The sequence below is a fragment of the Devosia sp. ZB163 genome (genome assembly GCF_028613635.1).
In the GTDB taxonomy this organism is placed as follows: Bacteria; Pseudomonadota; Alphaproteobacteria; order Rhizobiales; family Devosiaceae; genus Devosia_A.
In genome coordinates this window covers 294,553-309,884 of record NZ_JAQRMY010000001.1, presented here as the reverse complement: position 1 = coordinate 309,884, position 15,332 = coordinate 294,553, and the positions used below count along the sequence as shown (strand labels likewise).

Annotated in this window: 14 protein-coding genes; 12 read left to right on the top strand and 2 right to left on the bottom strand. The window is 65.8% G+C overall.

Features of this window, described 5'->3' with window-relative positions; translation table 11 throughout:
• Window positions 1-189 precede the first annotated feature (189 nt).
• Together PRN20_RS01540 and PRN20_RS01535 are read left to right on the top strand one after the other, a co-directional pair.
• Entirely contained in the window at window positions 190-1,170 is a 981-nt protein-coding gene (locus PRN20_RS01540; protein WP_273955219.1) for a zinc-binding dehydrogenase, read from the top strand.
• A gap of 1 nt (window position 1,171) precedes the next feature.
• Entirely contained in the window at window positions 1,172-1,870 is a 699-nt protein-coding gene (locus PRN20_RS01535; protein ID WP_273955217.1) for a sulfotransferase domain-containing protein, read from the top strand.
• A gap of 22 nt (window positions 1,871-1,892) precedes the next feature.
• Here the strand turns inward: PRN20_RS01535 and PRN20_RS01530 are convergent, their stop codons facing one another.
• On the bottom strand, window positions 1,893-3,236 hold the full coding sequence (locus tag PRN20_RS01530; protein WP_273955215.1) for an NAD(P)H-dependent oxidoreductase: 1,344 nt from the start codon (window positions 3,234-3,236) through the stop codon (window positions 1,893-1,895).
• Between the two features lie 44 nt (window positions 3,237-3,280).
• On the opposite strand from PRN20_RS01530, the gene PRN20_RS01525 reads away from it, so the two are divergent.
• The 10 genes from PRN20_RS01525 to PRN20_RS01480 all read left to right on the top strand — a co-directional run bounded on the left by PRN20_RS01525 (window position 3,281) and on the right by PRN20_RS01480 (window position 14,617).
• A complete protein-coding gene (locus PRN20_RS01525) occupies window positions 3,281-4,306 on the top strand; it encodes a 3-hydroxyisobutyryl-CoA hydrolase (protein ID WP_273955213.1) in 1,026 nt (341 codons plus the stop codon).
• 110 nt (window positions 4,307-4,416) lie between these two features.
• Complete coding sequence (locus PRN20_RS01520; protein ID WP_273955211.1) at window positions 4,417-4,677, top strand: STAS domain-containing protein; 261 nt, start codon at window positions 4,417-4,419, stop codon at window positions 4,675-4,677.
• A gap of 2 nt (window positions 4,678-4,679) precedes the next feature.
• Window positions 4,680-5,039, top strand: coding sequence for a response regulator (locus PRN20_RS01515; protein ID WP_443112518.1), 360 nt, complete (start codon window positions 4,680-4,682; stop codon window positions 5,037-5,039).
• A gap of 52 nt (window positions 5,040-5,091) precedes the next feature.
• The gene (locus PRN20_RS01510; RefSeq protein WP_273955209.1) at window positions 5,092-7,359 is read left to right on the top strand and encodes a chemotaxis protein CheW; all 2,268 of its coding nucleotides are present in this window, start codon (window positions 5,092-5,094) and stop codon (window positions 7,357-7,359) included.
• Between the two features lie 55 nt (window positions 7,360-7,414).
• On the top strand, window positions 7,415-7,903 hold the full coding sequence (locus PRN20_RS01505; protein WP_273955208.1) for a chemotaxis protein CheW: 489 nt from the start codon (window positions 7,415-7,417) through the stop codon (window positions 7,901-7,903).
• A gap of 134 nt (window positions 7,904-8,037) precedes the next feature.
• Window positions 8,038-8,889 (top strand): ImuA family protein, encoded by an 852-nt coding sequence (locus tag PRN20_RS01500; protein WP_273955206.1) that lies wholly within the window; start codon window positions 8,038-8,040, stop codon window positions 8,887-8,889.
• Entirely contained in the window at window positions 8,780-10,486 is a 1,707-nt protein-coding gene (locus tag PRN20_RS01495) for a Y-family DNA polymerase (RefSeq protein WP_273955205.1), read from the top strand. The genes PRN20_RS01500 and PRN20_RS01495 overlap by 110 nt, the downstream gene beginning before the upstream one ends.
• The gene (locus PRN20_RS01490; RefSeq protein ID WP_273955203.1) at window positions 10,483-13,773 is read left to right on the top strand and encodes an error-prone DNA polymerase; all 3,291 of its coding nucleotides are present in this window, start codon (window positions 10,483-10,485) and stop codon (window positions 13,771-13,773) included. Before PRN20_RS01495 ends, PRN20_RS01490 begins: the two co-directional genes overlap by 4 nt.
• A gap of 89 nt (window positions 13,774-13,862) precedes the next feature.
• Window positions 13,863-14,294, top strand: coding sequence for a tellurite resistance TerB family protein (locus PRN20_RS01485; RefSeq protein WP_273955202.1), 432 nt, complete (start codon window positions 13,863-13,865; stop codon window positions 14,292-14,294).
• 2 nt (window positions 14,295-14,296) lie between these two features.
• Window positions 14,297-14,617 carry a heavy metal-binding domain-containing protein gene (locus tag PRN20_RS01480; RefSeq protein ID WP_273955200.1) on the top strand — a complete coding sequence of 107 codons (321 nt, stop codon included), beginning with the start codon at window positions 14,297-14,299 and terminating at the stop codon, window positions 14,615-14,617.
• 119 nt (window positions 14,618-14,736) lie between these two features.
• Here PRN20_RS01480 and PRN20_RS01475 read toward each other — a convergent pair whose 3' ends face one another.
• Complete coding sequence (locus PRN20_RS01475) at window positions 14,737-15,303, bottom strand: hypothetical protein (protein ID WP_273955199.1); 567 nt, start codon at window positions 15,301-15,303, stop codon at window positions 14,737-14,739.
• Window positions 15,304-15,332 lie beyond the last annotated feature (29 nt).

Sequence of the window (15,332 nt, the reverse complement as noted above, 5' to 3'; positions counted from 1 at the left end):
CGGGGCCATCACTCCAGAAGGGCGAGTATAGAAGGTCCCGTTTGGTCAGGGTTTTGCCCGAATGAAGGATACAGTCAGTCGGCATCAACGCGGTCTATCCCTCCAACCGCGACATCACCCCAAGGTCCCGGGGGTCGTCAGCGTGCTGGCGAAGCGGTTCGAAGGCGAGCCCGGTTTCATGGAGCGTGAATGATGAAGGCAGTGGTGTTCGACGAGTTTGGCAGCCCGCGAAATGTGCTGCATGTCGAGGAGCGGCCGTTGCCGGAGCCCGGGCCCGGACATGTGCGGGTGAAGATGGTGCTGTCGCCGATCCATAACCACGATCTGATGATCGTAACCGGTCACTACGGCTACAAGCCGCCGCTGCCGCATGTGCCCGGTACCGAGGCGATGGGCGTGGTGGACAAGCTGGGCGAGGGAGTTACCAACCTGGCGGTCGGCCAACGCGTGACGGGCGGCGGGAGCGCCACCTGGGCCGGGTACTATATCGGCAACGCCGCCTCGCTGGTGCCGGTGCCGGACAGCGTCGACGATGCGACGGCCTGCCAGCTGGTCTCGATGCCGCTGAGCGCCTGGCGGCTGCTGGGCGAACTCGAAGTCTCGGCGGGAGAGTGGATCGTCCAGAACGCGGCCAACGGCGCAGTGGGCAAGATCATTGCCAAGCTCGCCGAAGAGCGTGGCGTGCGCGTGCTGAACGTGGTGCGACGCGAGGCGGCGATTGCCGAACTCGCCGCCGAAGGCATCGGCGACGCGGTTTCGACCGAGCATGAAGACTGGCAGGAGCGCGCGCGGGCGATCACCGGGGGCGCGCCGATCAGGCGGGCGCTGGATTCGATCGCCGGACGTGCCTCGGACGAGCTCATGGATCTCGTCGCCGACGAAGGCTGGCTCGTCTCGTTCGGGGCGCTGAGCGGGCGGCCGGTGCAGATCAGTGCCGACAACCTCTTGTTCAAGCGCGCCATCGTCAAAGGCTTCTGGGCGGCGAAGCCCTCGACCTTCCACACGCCGGAGCAGATCCGCGGGGCCCTGATCGAGTTCGTGCAGAAGGCGGCGAAGGGCGAACTGAAGCTGCCGATCGCCGAGGTGTTCGGACTGGATCAGGCGGCGGAAGCGGCCGAGGCCAGCAATACGAAGGGGCGGCTGGGGAAGATCGCGTTGCGGGGGAGCTGAGGTGATCGTCTGGCTCGCGTCGTTTCCACGGTCAGGCAATACGTTCCTGCGTATTCTGCTGAGCCGGCTCTACGGGGTGCGCAGTTCGACCGTCTACGATGTCGACGGAGTCGCGCGACGGCTCGGGGAGCGGTTTGTCGGATACGAAGAGCGATCGGCGAGCTATGCGGCGACGCGCGCCTCGAGCACCGTGCACTTCGTCAAGACGCACCGCCAGCGCGACCTCGACGTCGAAGAGGGCGACAGGGCGATCTGCCTGGTGCGGGACGGGCGGGACAGCCTGGTGTCGTGGGCGCGGATGATGAGCGAGGACGAACCCTCGCAGTTCGAAGCGCGGCTGCGCGAGATAGTCGAGCGCGATACGCCGACCGGCACCGGCGGCTGGGGCGCCAATGTACTGAGCTGGATGCGGCCCGCGGCCGGTCATCGGATGGTGCTGCGCTACGACGATCTGATTGCCGATCCGGTCCGCAGTGTGACCGAGGCGATGACTGCGCTGCTGCCGGAAATCCAGCCGATCGAGGGTGGAGAAGCGCCTGATTTCGCCGCGCTGCGGGAGAGGGATGCGCTGTTCTTCCGACGCGGCATCGTCGGTTCGCACCGTGATGAGCTTCCGGACGAGTTGCACGAGCTGTTCTGGTCGCGCCCCGGCAACGCCGCCGCAATGGCACTGCTGGGATACGGCGACCCGCGGACCTAGAGAAGCTCGGCCGGAACCCGTCTCAGGCGTTGAGGTCGAACATCTGGTCCTGGCGCTGGCGCAGGGCGTAGAGACGGGTGGTCTGGTCGGGGGTGGCGTTGGCGCGGGTGAGAAGCTCGCCCTTCTTGACCGGGGCAGTGACCTTGCCGCCTTCGAGGAGGCCGACCGGGACGGCCTGCTGGCGGCGGGCGTCCTCGACCGTCAGGATGAAGCTGCGGTAGCAGGTCTCGCCGATGGCATCGAAGGTTTCGCCCACTGCGAGGTCACGCTTGGCGACAGCGCAGACTTCGGCGACCGGGTTGGGCAGCGGCACCATGTCGGGCTTGCCGTAGAGCATGATGCGGGCAGCGGTCAGCGGCACTTCGAGCGAAGTCAGGTGGTAGGGGCGGAACAGGGCGTAGTACGGACCCTTGCCGACATGCAGGTCGTCCATGCGCTCGATGATGCGCGGATGCTCGGCCTCGACGATGACGAAGACGCCGGGGGCGACGCCCTTGCCGATGGTGTAGTCGACGACGCCCTTCTTGTTGAGCACGCCGCCATCGGCCTTGGGGATCAGGACCTTGGCCATGTCGTCGCGGTCGGCCTTGGGGCCGTGCATGCCCGGGATATCGGGGACGAGGCCAGTGGCGTTGGCGATGCAGGCCATCTCCACCATGGTCTTGGACCCATCGACGAACTCGACCAGCATGCGCGGGTTCATGTTCCGGCGGATGGCTTCCTCGCGATAGTCGTCGGGAACCGCGTCGTGATTGAGCGGGTTGTTCTTGCCCTTGCCGGCCGAGACGATCCGGTAGCCGAGCGCGGTGGCGAACTCGATGAGCTCCATGCAGCTGGAAGGTTCGTCGCCGGCGCCGACGGAGTAGATGACGCCGAGGCGGTCGGCCTGCTGCTTGAGGTACGGGCCGATGGTGACGTCGGCCTCGACGTTCATCATCACGAGGTGCTTGCCGTGCTCCATCGCGGTCAGACAGTAGTCGGCGGCGACGCCGGGCTTGCCGGTGGCATCGATGACGACGTCGATCAGCGGGTTCTGGACCAGCGTCTCGGCGGAGGTGACGGCCATCTTGCCGGCCTCGATGGCGGCGGAAACCTTGGACTGGGTATCGGCCTCGACGGCGTGCTCGTCGTCGCCATAGGCGATGGCCATGGCGGCGCGGGCGGTGTGCGGGCGGCGGGTTGCGATGGCGGCGACTTCGATGCCGCGCATCAGGCCACCCTGGGTGACGAGATCGGTCCCCATCTCGCCCGAACCGATGACGCCTATGCGGATCGGCTTGCCGGCATCGGCACGCGCCTTGAGATCACGGGCGATGCCCGTGAGATGCACATTGGTGAGCGGAGTCGGGGGGTTGATGGCCTTCATGGGCGGTGCTCTACCACCCGGGCGGCAACATGGGAACCTGAGAGATGACCGGCCAGCTCGATGTGATTCGCGAGGGGAACCTGGGGATCATCGCCCTCAACCGGCCCGAGGCTATCAATGCGCTGAGCCTCGAGATGATCGACGGGATCACGCGCGCGCTCGAGCTGTGGCGCGACGATGCGGATATCCGGCTGGTGCTGTTCGAGGGCCGCGGCCCGCGCGGCTTCTGCTCGGGCGGCGACGTCCGCGCGATCCGGCAGGCGGTGGTGGCCGGCCAGCCCGAAGTGGGCGACGCGTTCTTTGCCGCCGAGTATTACATGAACGGCGTCATAGCGCGTTATCCCAAACCGCTGGTGGCGCTGACGCATGGCATCATCATGGGCGGCGGGATCGGGATCGCGGGGCACTGCACGTTCCGTTTCACCACCACCGAGGCGCGCTTTGCCATGCCCGAGGCGGCCATCGGGTTCGTCTGCGACGTGGGGGTCAACTACATCCTGGGCAAGGCCCAGCCGCACCGGGCCCTGGCCTTCGCCATGTCGGGCTTGCCGGCCGGTGCCGCCGATGCCATTGCGCTCGGGCTTGCCGACTGCGCGATCCGGCCGGAGCGGATCGAGGCGGTGCGAGCGGGAGTGATCGCGGCGGCCGGGGCGGCGCGTGTCGAGGCGGCGCTGGGAGCGCTCATGCAGGTCGAGATGGCGCCGCTGGGCGAGGCGGTGCTGTGCGCCGCGGCCGACAGGCACGTTGGGCTCGACTGGACCGATGCCGATACGATCGTCCGGCTGGCCGGTGCCGATCCGCAGCTGGCGCAATTGCCGTTGCGGTCGCCCACAAGTCTGGTCGCCATCCTCGAGAGCCACCAGGCGGCGCGGCGCATGGCCGATGTCACCGACGTGCTGGCGCTCGACCTGAGGCTCGCGAAGTACCTGTCGCGGCTGCCGGATTTCGCCGAGGGCGTGCGGGCCGTGCTGGTCGACAAGGACCAGCGACCACAGTGGCGGCCGCGAACGCTCGAGGGTGTCGACACCGGCTCGATCCAGGCCGTGGTCGGAGCCGGCCAAATAGCCTGAATCGGGCGCGGATTATCACTTCTTAAACCGTTCCATCGGATGCTCACGCCCGGACCAGTCGGTTGGGGGACAGCCAGTCCATGGCAGAGCCAAGCAGCAGAACCATTGCCTTGCCGGCAATCGTCGATCTCGACGCGCTCGATCCCATTCGGGACGAGCTGGTCGATGCCGTCGAGTCGGGCGAAGTGAGAGTCGCGTGCTCGGGGACTGAGCGCATCGCGACCAATGCCCTGTTCCTGCTGCTGAGCGCTGCCGAAACGGCGCGCCGCAACAATTTCGGTTTCAAGGTCACCGCGCCGAGCGAAGCTTTTCGCGCCGCGGTGTCGCGTCTCGGTCTTGGGGGCCGGTTCGCAGGGATAATGGAAGGATAATCATGCGCGTACTTACGGTGGACGACTCGCGGACCATCCTCGCGATGCTGCACCATACGCTGAGCAATGCCGGTTTCGAGGTGCTGCAGGCCGAGGACGGCCAGCAGGGCCTCGACGTGCTCAAGAACGAGAGCGTCGATGTCGTGATCACCGACATCAACATGCCGGTGATGGACGGGATCGAGTTCATCAAGCAGGTGCGGGCCTCGGGCGTGCACAACGCGCTGCCCATCCTGATCCTCACCACCGAGACCAGCCAGGACAAGCGCGACCAGGGCCGCGCGGCGGGCGGCACCGGCTGGATCGTCAAGCCGTTCGACCCCGAGAAGCTGATCTCGGTCATCCACCGCGTCGTGCACTGATCACCGGCAGAACTGCCTTCAGGACCAACCCAGAAGGGTTCGTGACTACCTCATGAGCGACCTCGACGACTTCAAGGCGACCTATTTCGACGAATGCTCCGAGTTGCTGCTCGAACTGGAGGAGCAGTTCGCGGCCATCGAGGAGGGCGATCGCTCGAGCGACCGGCTGAACGCGGTGTTCCGCGCCATCCACTCGATCAAGGGCGGTGGCGGCGCTTTCGGCTTCCAGGCGCTGGTTGCGTTCGCCCATGCCTATGAGACGCTGCTCGACCACGTCCGCGACGGGCGGGTGGAGCTTTCGGACTCCGTGGCCGTGCTCTGCATCCGCGCCAACGACATCGTCGCCGACTTTGTCGCGGCCGCCAAGGATGGCACGGCGCTCGAAGCGGGCTATGGCGACCACGAGAAGCAGCAGTTCGACGCGCTGACCTCGGGTGATCCCGACATGGCCGGCGAGCCGCTGGAGGAGTTCGACATCGACTTCGTGCCGGTGATGGTGAACATCGCCGGCGCCGAGGACGATCCGTCCGAATTCGCCGAGCCGCTCGACATCGCGATTATCGACGACGCCTTCGAGGCGCCACCGCTCCTGCCCGAGATGGGCGCCTGGACCATCCGCTTCACGCCCCATTCCGAGCTCTACGCGCGGGCGAATGACCCGCTGCTGCTCTTCCGCGAGCTGGCGACACTGGGCGAGACGAACGTCCGGGCCATCATCGACGAGGTTCCGCCGCTCAACGATTTCGAGCCGTTCGGGGTCTATTGCAGCTGGGAGATCACGCTCCGCTCCGAGACGGCGTCGGAAGCGGCGATCGCCGAGGTGTTCGAGTTCGTCGAGGGCAATTGCGATCTCGAGATCGTGCGCGGCGCCGCCCCGGTGGTGGAAGAAGAGGCGCTGGACGCCGAGATCGAGGCCATGCCGAGCTTTGCCGAATTCGCGGCCGAACCCGCGATCGCGGAAGAAGAACTTGAGCTGGCGCCGGTGCTGAGCTTTGCCGAGCTTGCCGACAGCATGAAGCCGGTGCTCAAGGCTGCCCCGCCGGTGATGCCGACCCCGCTCAAGCAGGCCGCGGCCGAGCATCATGAGTTCGAGGGCGAGAACGACCGGCGCTCGGGCGTCGAGGACCGCCGCAACGGCGTGCAGTCGATCCGCGTCGACCTCGACAAGATCGACCGCGTGGTCAACATGGTGGGCGAGCTGGTGATCACCCAGTCGATGCTCACCCAGCAGATGGATGAGACGCTACGCGCCCGCTACCAGGAACTGGTGCGCGGTCTCGAAGTGCTGGCGCAGACCACCCGGGGCCTGCAGGACTCGGTGATGTCGATCCGCGCCCAACCGGTGAAGACGGTGTTCTCTCGCATGCCGCGCCTCGTGCGCGAGCTGGCGACCAAGACCGGCAAGAAGATCCGGCTCGAGACGATCGGCGAGAATACCGAGATCGACAAGACGATCATCGAGCAGCTTTCCGACCCCCTGACCCATATGATCCGCAACTCGGCCGACCACGGCATCGAGAGCCCGGAAAAGCGGCTCGCCGCAGGCAAGACCGAGGGCGGAGCAATCCGCCTCTCGGCCGAGCAGGCGGGCGGCAACATCCTGATCGCGGTCGAGGACGATGGCGGCGGCATCAACCGCGAGCGCGTGCTGCAGGTGGCGCGTGACCGTGGTGTTGTCGGCCCCGAACAGACGCTGAGCGACGACCAGATCGACCAGCTGATCTTTGCTCCCGGCTTCTCGACGGCCGAGGCGATCAGCGACATTTCCGGCCGCGGCGTGGGCATGGACGTGGTCCTGTCCAACATCAAGAAGATCGGCGGCTCGGTGCATGTGAAGAGCTGGCCGGGCAAGGGCACGCGGATGACGCTGCGGCTACCGCTGACGCTCGCCGTGCTCGACGTGATGCTGGTGAAGGTTGCCGGCAGCCCCTACGTCATTCCGCTGAGCTCGATCGTCGAGACGATCCAGTGCGCCCGTGCCAAGTTCTCGCGCATGCCCACCGGCGGGCAGGTGCTGCAGGTGCGCGGCGAGTATGTGCAGGTCGTCGACCTCGCCTCGCGCTTCGCCATGACGACCGATGTGGAGCGCGACAACCGGTTCGTCGTTCTCTGCGAGGCCGAGGGTGGGGTGAAGGTGGCGCTGATCGTCGACGACATCATCGGCCAGCAGCAGGTGGTGATCAAATCGCTGGAGGAGAACTTCCAGTCGATCGAGGGCATCGCCGGCGGCACGATCCTGGGCGACGGCAACGTGGCGCTGATCGTCGACGTGCAGGGCCTCAAATCATCGCAGACATCGCATCACAAGAGCGCGGCCTAGGCCCGCGCCGGGAAACTGAAGCCGGCCAGGAGGCCGGCAGGAAAGGCACAAGACCATGGAAGCCCTGGCATTCAAGGACGACATTTCGGGCGGCTCCGCGGCCCAGACCGCCAACAGCCTGCAGCTGATCGCCTTCTCGATCGGCGAGCAGACCTACGGCGTCGAGATCACCACGGTGCGCGAGATCCGGGCCTGGAACGGCGCGACGCCGCTTCCCAATACCCGCGAGTTCGTGCGCGGGGTGATCAACCTGCGCGGCACGATCGTGCCGATCTTCGACCTGCGCGCCCGCTTCGGCGAAGGCCAGACCTCGCCGACCAAGAATCACGTCGTGGTCGTCATGTCGGTGGGCGAGAAGTGGGTCGGCATACTCGTCGACGCGGTGAGCGACATTCTCACCGTGGCCAAGGAAGACATCCACCATGTACCCGAGGGCAACTCGATCGACACCGAGCTGCTCAACGGCATCGTGACCCATGACAGCCGCATGGTCGGCCTGATCGACCTGCACGCGGTGGTGTCGGGCGCCAAGATGGACGGCTGAGGCCGGTCTGTCGTGAAGTTCCAAAGGGCCGCTCCGCTGGGGCGGCCTTTTTGTTTGGCCGGACTCTTCTGCTTGACTCTCTCCCGTTTAATAGTGTTCCCTATTTGTTCTCGTGAGCAGATAGGAGGCTTGATATGCGGGGCCTCGCCATTGCAGATCTCGATGCCTTGCGGCGCAAGATCGCCGCGCTGGAAAAGCGGCCTGTTCTGGCCGAAGGAGCGGCTGTTGCCGCGCAGCGGCCAGGCCGACCGGTGGCTGCCAATGATACGCGTCCGCGGGTAGAGGAACTGCTCGCCATTCCACCCGGCGTGCTGCACGAGGTGTTCGTCGACGAGCAGCGCAACGGCACGGCGGGACTGGGGTTTGCTCTCGGACTTGCCCGTGGGCTGATCGGCGGCGGGCGGCAGGCCATTCTCTACCTGCAACTGGCCGAACAGGCCCAGGAGATGGGCGTGCCCTATGCGCTGGGGTTGCAGCGTTTCGGCATCGATCCGGACAAGCTGATCCTCGCCCGCACCAATTCGCTCACCGAACTGCTCTGGGCCATGGAGGAGGCGGTTGCCTGCCGGGCGGTGGCCGGGGTGATCGCCGACATCCATGGACATCCCAAGGCGCTCGATTTCACCGCGTCGCGGCGGCTGTCGCTGAGAAGCTCGGCCGGCGGCAGCTCGGTGTTCCTCATCCGCTATGGGCGGGAGCGCGAGGCGAGCGCTGCAAAACTCCGCTGGCGGATTGAGCCGGAATTGAGCGCCGGCCAGCCGTTCGACCCGCAGGCCCCCGGGCCGCCGCGCTATCTCGTCGAGATCGAAAAGCGGCGGCTCGCCGGGAAAACCGCGCGGGCCGAAACTATGCGCCTTACTTTGGACTGGACTGAAAATGGGTTCGTTCCTGCTGAAGACGGAAGCCGGACTGGCCAAAGCTACGCCGCGCCGGCACCTCGTCCTGTCGTTGCCGCGCTGGGCGACCGATACGCTCAAGCGGGCTGATCCCGCCCTCGCTGCCTCAAGGCGTCCGCTGGCGCTGTGGGAGAGGCAGAAGGGCGCGATGAAGCTCATGGCGGTCGACGCCGCAGCGAGCAAGGCCGGGCTCGCGCCAGGCCAGAACCTCTCCGACGCACGTGCGCTGGTGCCAGATCTCGAGGTGCGCGAAGCCGACCGCAACGCATTCGAACACGTCTTCGCCGATTTCGCCGACTGGCACTCCAATGCGAGCCCGATCGTCTCGGTGCTCACCGACGTCGCCGCCTATGGCGACCTGGTGCTCGATATCACCGGGGTGGCGCACCTGTTCGGCGGTGAGGAAAAGATGCTGGAACACTTGGTCGGGCGCCTCTCCCGGCTGGGTTTTACCGTTTCCGGTGCGATCGCCGATACGGTGGGGGCGGCATGGGCGCTGAGCCACTTCCAGCCGGGGATCATTGCTCCGGACAAGCAGCGTGATGCCCTCGCCGACCTGCCGGTGGTGGCGCTGCGGCTCAGCGATGAGCAGGTGGCCGGGCTCAACCAGATGGGACTGAAGCGCATCGGCCAGCTCTATGGACGGCCACGAAAGGCGCTGCAGGCGCGGTTCGGACTGTCGCTGCTACTCCGGCTCGACCAGGCGCTGGGCGAGATCGAGGAAAAGATCACGCCGCGCATCCCGCTCGCCGAGCATTTTGCCGAGCAACGCCTTGCCGAACCGATCGGTTATCTCGATGACGTGCTGATGATGGCGCGCGACCTGGCGGTGCGCCTTGCTCTCCGGCTCGAGGCCGAGCAGATAGGGGCGCAGAGCTTTCACCTCTTCCTCTATCGGGTCGACCACAAGGTCATCACGCTGTCGATCAACGCGGCGCGGGCGACGCGCGACCCGGCGCACATCGCGCAGCTGTTCGTGCATCGCTCGGAGCGGCTGGTGGGCGAGTACGATGCCGGCTTCGGTATCGACATGATCCGGCTGGCGGCCAGTTCGCTGTCGCCGATGGCGAGTACGCAGATCGGCGCGTTCGAGACCGACGATGGTGCGCGGGACCTCGACCGGCTCTACGACCGAATGAGTAACCGGCTGGGGGCGGCGGCGCTGATGCGCAGCAAGTTCGTCAACACCCACATCCCCGAGCGGGCCATCAAGCTCGAGCCGGTAGTGGCGCGTACGGAGGACGATCCTGAAGCGGCGCCGGACCAGACATTGGTGCGGCCGCTGCGGCTGCTGCCCAACCCGGAGGCGATCGAAGTCATCGCCGAGGTGCCGGACGGGCCGCCCATGCGGATGACCTGGCGGCGCATCGGCTACCGCGTTGCCAAGGCCTCGGGCCCGGAGCGGATCGATGCCGAGTGGTGGCGGAGCGGGCAGAACCTCGCGACCATCCTGCCGCCGCAGAAGCGCGGCGACCCGCGGGACGATGAGAAGGCGGACAAGAAAGCCAAACAGCTGCCCAAGAAGCCCGAGCATGTTTCGAAGCTCACGGCCTTCGACCCCATGCAAGTGACGCGCGACTACTACGTCATCGAGGACGATGGCGGGCGGCGCTTCTGGGTGTTCCGGCTCGGGCTGTTCGGTACGACAGAAGCGCCGCGCTGGTTCATGCACGGGTTCTTCGCATGAGCGCCTATGCCGAGCTGACGGCGACGAGCAACTTTTCCTTCTTGCGATCGGGCTCGCACCCGGAGGAGCTGGTTTCGGCCGCCATCGCGCTGGGGATGAACGGTATCGGCATTGCCGACCGCAACAGCTTTGCCGGCGTCGTCCGCGGCTATGTCGCCTGGCGCGATCTCAGGGAGAAGGCGCCGGACTTCCGTTACGTGGTCGGGGTGCGGCTGGTGTTCGACGACATCACGCCCGAGATCATCGCCTATCCCTCCGATCGCGAGGCCTATGGACGGCTTTGCCGCATGCTGAGCCGCGGCAACCTCAGGGCAGAGAGCGAGAAGGGAAAGTGCATCCTGCACTTTGCCGACCTGGCCGATTTTGCCGAGGGCCAGTTGCTGATCCTCAGTGCCGACGAGACGGATTGGGCAGGATCGGAGCGGGTGCTGGAAACGCTGGCGACGATGGCGCCGGGCAATGTGTGGCTTGCGGCAGCCTGTAGCTTCAAGGGCAGCGACCGCGGGCGGCTCAACCGGTTGGCCGACATCGCATCGCGAAACGGCGTGCCGCTGCTGGCGGCGAACGACGTGCTCTACCACGAGCCCAGCCGCAAGATCGTGCAGGACGTGGTGACCTGCATCCGCGAGCACCTGACGCTGGAAACGGCCGGCCGCCGGCTCGAACAGAATGGCGAGCGGCATCTGAAGCCGCCGGGTGAGATGACGCGGCTCTTTTCCGATCACCCCCAGGCGCTTGCCGAAACGCAGGTACTGCTCGACCGGATCGGCTTCTCGCTCGACCAGTTGCGATACAACTATCCGACCGAGACCATCGGTAATGGCGAGACGGCGCAGGAGACGCTGGAGCGACTGACCTGGGTGGGAGCGGCGCGGCGTTATCCGCGCGGCGTCCCCGACAGCATTAAGAGGGTGCTTTGGAATGAACTCTGCCTAATCGCCTATAAGGGTTACGCGTCCTACTTCCTTACCGTAGAGGACGTTGTCCGCTATGCCAGACACGAGCTGAAAATTCTCTGCCAGGGGCGGGGTTCGGCGGCCAATTCGGCGGTCTGCTATTGCCTGGGAATCACCGAGGTCGATCCCACCAAGGTCCAGCTGGTGTTCGGTCGGTTTCTTTCGACCGAGCGCGACGAGCCGCCCGATATCGACGTCGATTTCGAGCACGAGCGGCGCGAGGAGGTGATGCAGTACGTCTACAAGAAGTACGGCGGCAAGCGCACCGGGCTGACCGCGACGGTGATCTCCTATCGTTCGAAGAGCGCTATCCGCGAGACCGCCAAGGTGTTCGGGATTTCCGACGACACGATCGGTGCGCTCAACCAGCTGCACTGGGGCTGGGGCAATGCGGCGGGTGCCCAGGGTACGAAGATGCTCGGGCTCGATCCGGACGATCCGACGCTCACGCAGATGTTCAACGTCGTCTCGGTGCTGAAGAGCTTCCCGAGGCACCTGAGCCAGCATGTCGGCGGCTTCGTCATCACCCGGGATTCGCTCGAAAGCCTGGTGCCGATCTCGAAGACGGCGATGGAGAGCCGCACCATCGTCGAATGGGACAAGGACGATATCGACGCTCTGGGCATCCTGAAGGTCGATATCCTGGCGCTCGGCATGCTGACCTGCCTCAGGCGCTCGTTCGAGTTGCTGCACCAGCATTACGGGCGCGACGTCACGCTCGACCAACTGATGGCAGAGGAGGCGGACGACGAGGTCAAGGCGCCGGTCTACCGAATGACGCACCGGGCCGACACGATCGGGGTGTTCCAGATCGAGAGCCGGGCGCAGATGTCGATGCTGCCGCGGCTCAAGCCCAGGGAGTTCTACGATCTCGTCATCGAGGTGGCGATCGTCCGCCCGGGCCCGATCCAGGGCGGCATGGTGCATCCCTACCTGAAGCGAAGGCTCGGCATCGAGCCGGTCGAAGAGATGCCGCACGACCTGCATGAGGTGCTGAAGCGCACCTATGGCATCCCGCTGTTCCAAGAGCAGGCGATGCAGATCGCGGTCGTCGCCGCCGGCTTCACTCCGGGCGAGGCCGACAGGCTCAGGCGCGCCATGGCGACCTTCCGGCGCAACGGAACAATTCACACGCTGAAGGAGCGGTTCATCTCCGGCATGACCGGGAAGGGCTATGCTGGGGAATTCGCCGAGCGCTGCTTCCGCCAGATCGAGGGCTTTGGCGACTACGGCTTCCCGGAAAGCCACGCGGCGTCGTTCGCGCTGCTGGTCTATGCCTCGTGCTGGATGAAGTGCCACTACCCCGATGTATTCGCGTGCGCACTGCTCAACAGCCAGCCGATGGGATTCTACTCGCCGGCGCAGATCGTGCGCGACGCTATCGAGCACGGGGTCGAGGTGCGCTCGGCCGACGTAAATCTCTCCGATCTGGCGCACCTGCTTGAGCCCGGGCCTCCAGCCCATGAGCGGATCGCCAAGCAGCATAGGGAGATGCAGGGCGATATCCTCTCGACCAATGCCATCCGCCTTGGGTTGAAGCAGGTGGTCGGGCTCAAGGAGGACCACGCCAACCGCATCGTTGCCCGGCGCGGCACCGGCTATGCCTCGATCCGCGACCTCTGGGTGCGTACCAGCGTACCGGTCGCTACGCTCGAAAAGCTGGCCGAGGCCGACGCCTTCGGATCGATGGGGCTCAGCCGCCGCGAGGCGCTGTGGATCGTGCGCGGGCTCAACGGCGTCGCCGGGGCCGAGCAGTTGCCGCTCTTTGCCGAGGCCAAACGCGTTTCCCACCCCGACGACAAAGCGACCGACCTGCCGGTCATGGCGCCGGGCGAATCGGTGGTGCATGACTACCGGACGCTGTCGCTGTCGCTGAAGGGGCACCCGCTCGGGTTCCTGCGGCCCGAGCTCGACCGGCGCGGCACGGTCAAATGTGCCGACCTCATCGACCTGCCTAACGGCCGTATCGTCGAGACTGCCGGCCTCGTCCTGGTGCGGCAGCAGCCGGGGACGGCGAGCGGCGTGATCTTCATGACGCTCGAGGACGAGACAGGGATCGCCAACATCATCGTGTGGAGCAAGACCTTCGACAAGAACCGCCGCGTCGTCCTCGGCTCAAGGCTCCTCGCGGTGCGCGGCCAGCTGCAGCGCGAAGGCCTTGTCACTCATCTCGTCTCGCGCAGCTTCACAGATTTCACCCCGGAGCTCGTGCAACTCGCCCAGGGACACGACCTCGGTGCCGCCGATCGCGACGAGGGCGAACGGCGGCGCCGTGAGATGCTCGAGCGACAGGCGCGGGCGGCGCTGCCTTCCGGACGCAACTTCCACTAGCGGAAGCGTGTTGGACATCCGGAACTGCTGCCTCTTTCACGATGGGTCAGCAGCCCTTATCTTTCCCCGGATCAAAGCAAAGGATGCCAATGTTCGACGCCCTTCGTTCCATCTTCTCGCGGCCCGATGCGACCATGCTCAGCATGGAGCCCAAGCTCGCCGTCGCGGCGCTGCTGGTCCACCTTGCCGCCATCGACGGGCAAGTGTCGGAGGCCGAGCGCCATGCGCTCGAGGGTACGCTCATGGACTATTACGGGCTCAACGAGGCCGAAGTGAAAAAGCTGATCGTCGAGGCAACCAAGCGCGACCAGGAATCGGTCGACTTCTATCGTTTCACCTCGGCGCTCTCCTCGCTCGACAGTTCCGAGAAGATCGAGATCATCCGCATGATGTGGCAGGTGGTCTTTGCCGACGATCGGAACCACGAGCTCGAGGACAACATGGTGTGGCGCATCGCCGAACTGATCGGGGTGTCGTCGCGCGACCGCACGGTGCTGCGCGCCCAGGTGGCGCGGACATAAAGATGGTCGTCATCTCCACGACGCCGACGCTCGAGGGCCGGCCGATCCGCGACTACCTGGGCATCGTCACCGGCGAGGTTATCGTCGGCGCCAACATCTTCCGCGATCTGTTCGCCGGCATCCGCGACATCGTGGGCGGCCGGGCCGGAGCCTATGAAAGCGCGTTGCGCGAGGCGCGCCACACCGCGTTCGAAGATCTGCGCGAGGAAGCAAGGCGCCTTGGCGCCGATGCCGTGGTGGGTGTCGACATCGACTACGAGGTTGTCGGGCAGGGTGGCTCGATGCTGATGGTGTCGGTCTCGGGGACGGCAGTCAGGCTGTAGGGCGTACTGACGCGGTTGGGTCCATCCGCGAACCACCGCACCACCCCCTCCCTCAATCCCTCCCCTCAAGGGGGAGAGAGGCGATGGCAGCAGCATCCCGAGTAGGTGCCGGTGCGGGCCTAGCGCTCCCAGGCCTCGAACTTGCCGACATATTCGGGCTCGTCCTTGTCGCAGTCGAAATCCTTGGCCTTTTCGTCGGCGGCCTTGCGGGCGAGCTCGTTGGCGTCGGGATTGGCGAGGGCATCGACATAGGCGATGTGGCAGGTGGCGCCGGTCGCGACCTTGGTGACCACGAGAACCTGGCCCGCCTTCTCGCTATCCTCACGCTGGGTGAAGAAGCGCAGGATCGTGGCGAAGGGCTTCCAATGGCCCTCGGCGTTGGACACGCGCCACTCGATCTTCTCGCCCAGCCGGTTGAACGGTCCGAGCGTCTGCTCGGCGGCTTTCTCGGTGGTCGAGTGGAGGCCGTAGGAGACGAACATCCTGAGGTCGCCCTCGGTCACCATCACCGGGAATCCCTTCAACCCCTCGCACGCCCACATGGTGCCGAAATCGTCGGATTCTACTACGGTGCACATCGTGTTGAGATCGAGATCGGTGTAGCTCGACTCGATCTGCTGGGCCGATGCGGCTCCCGGCAGAACAAGAGCGACACTAAGCGCACTGGCGAAAATCCGATCGATCACGGCACATTCTCCCTGATACTGCATGGGCT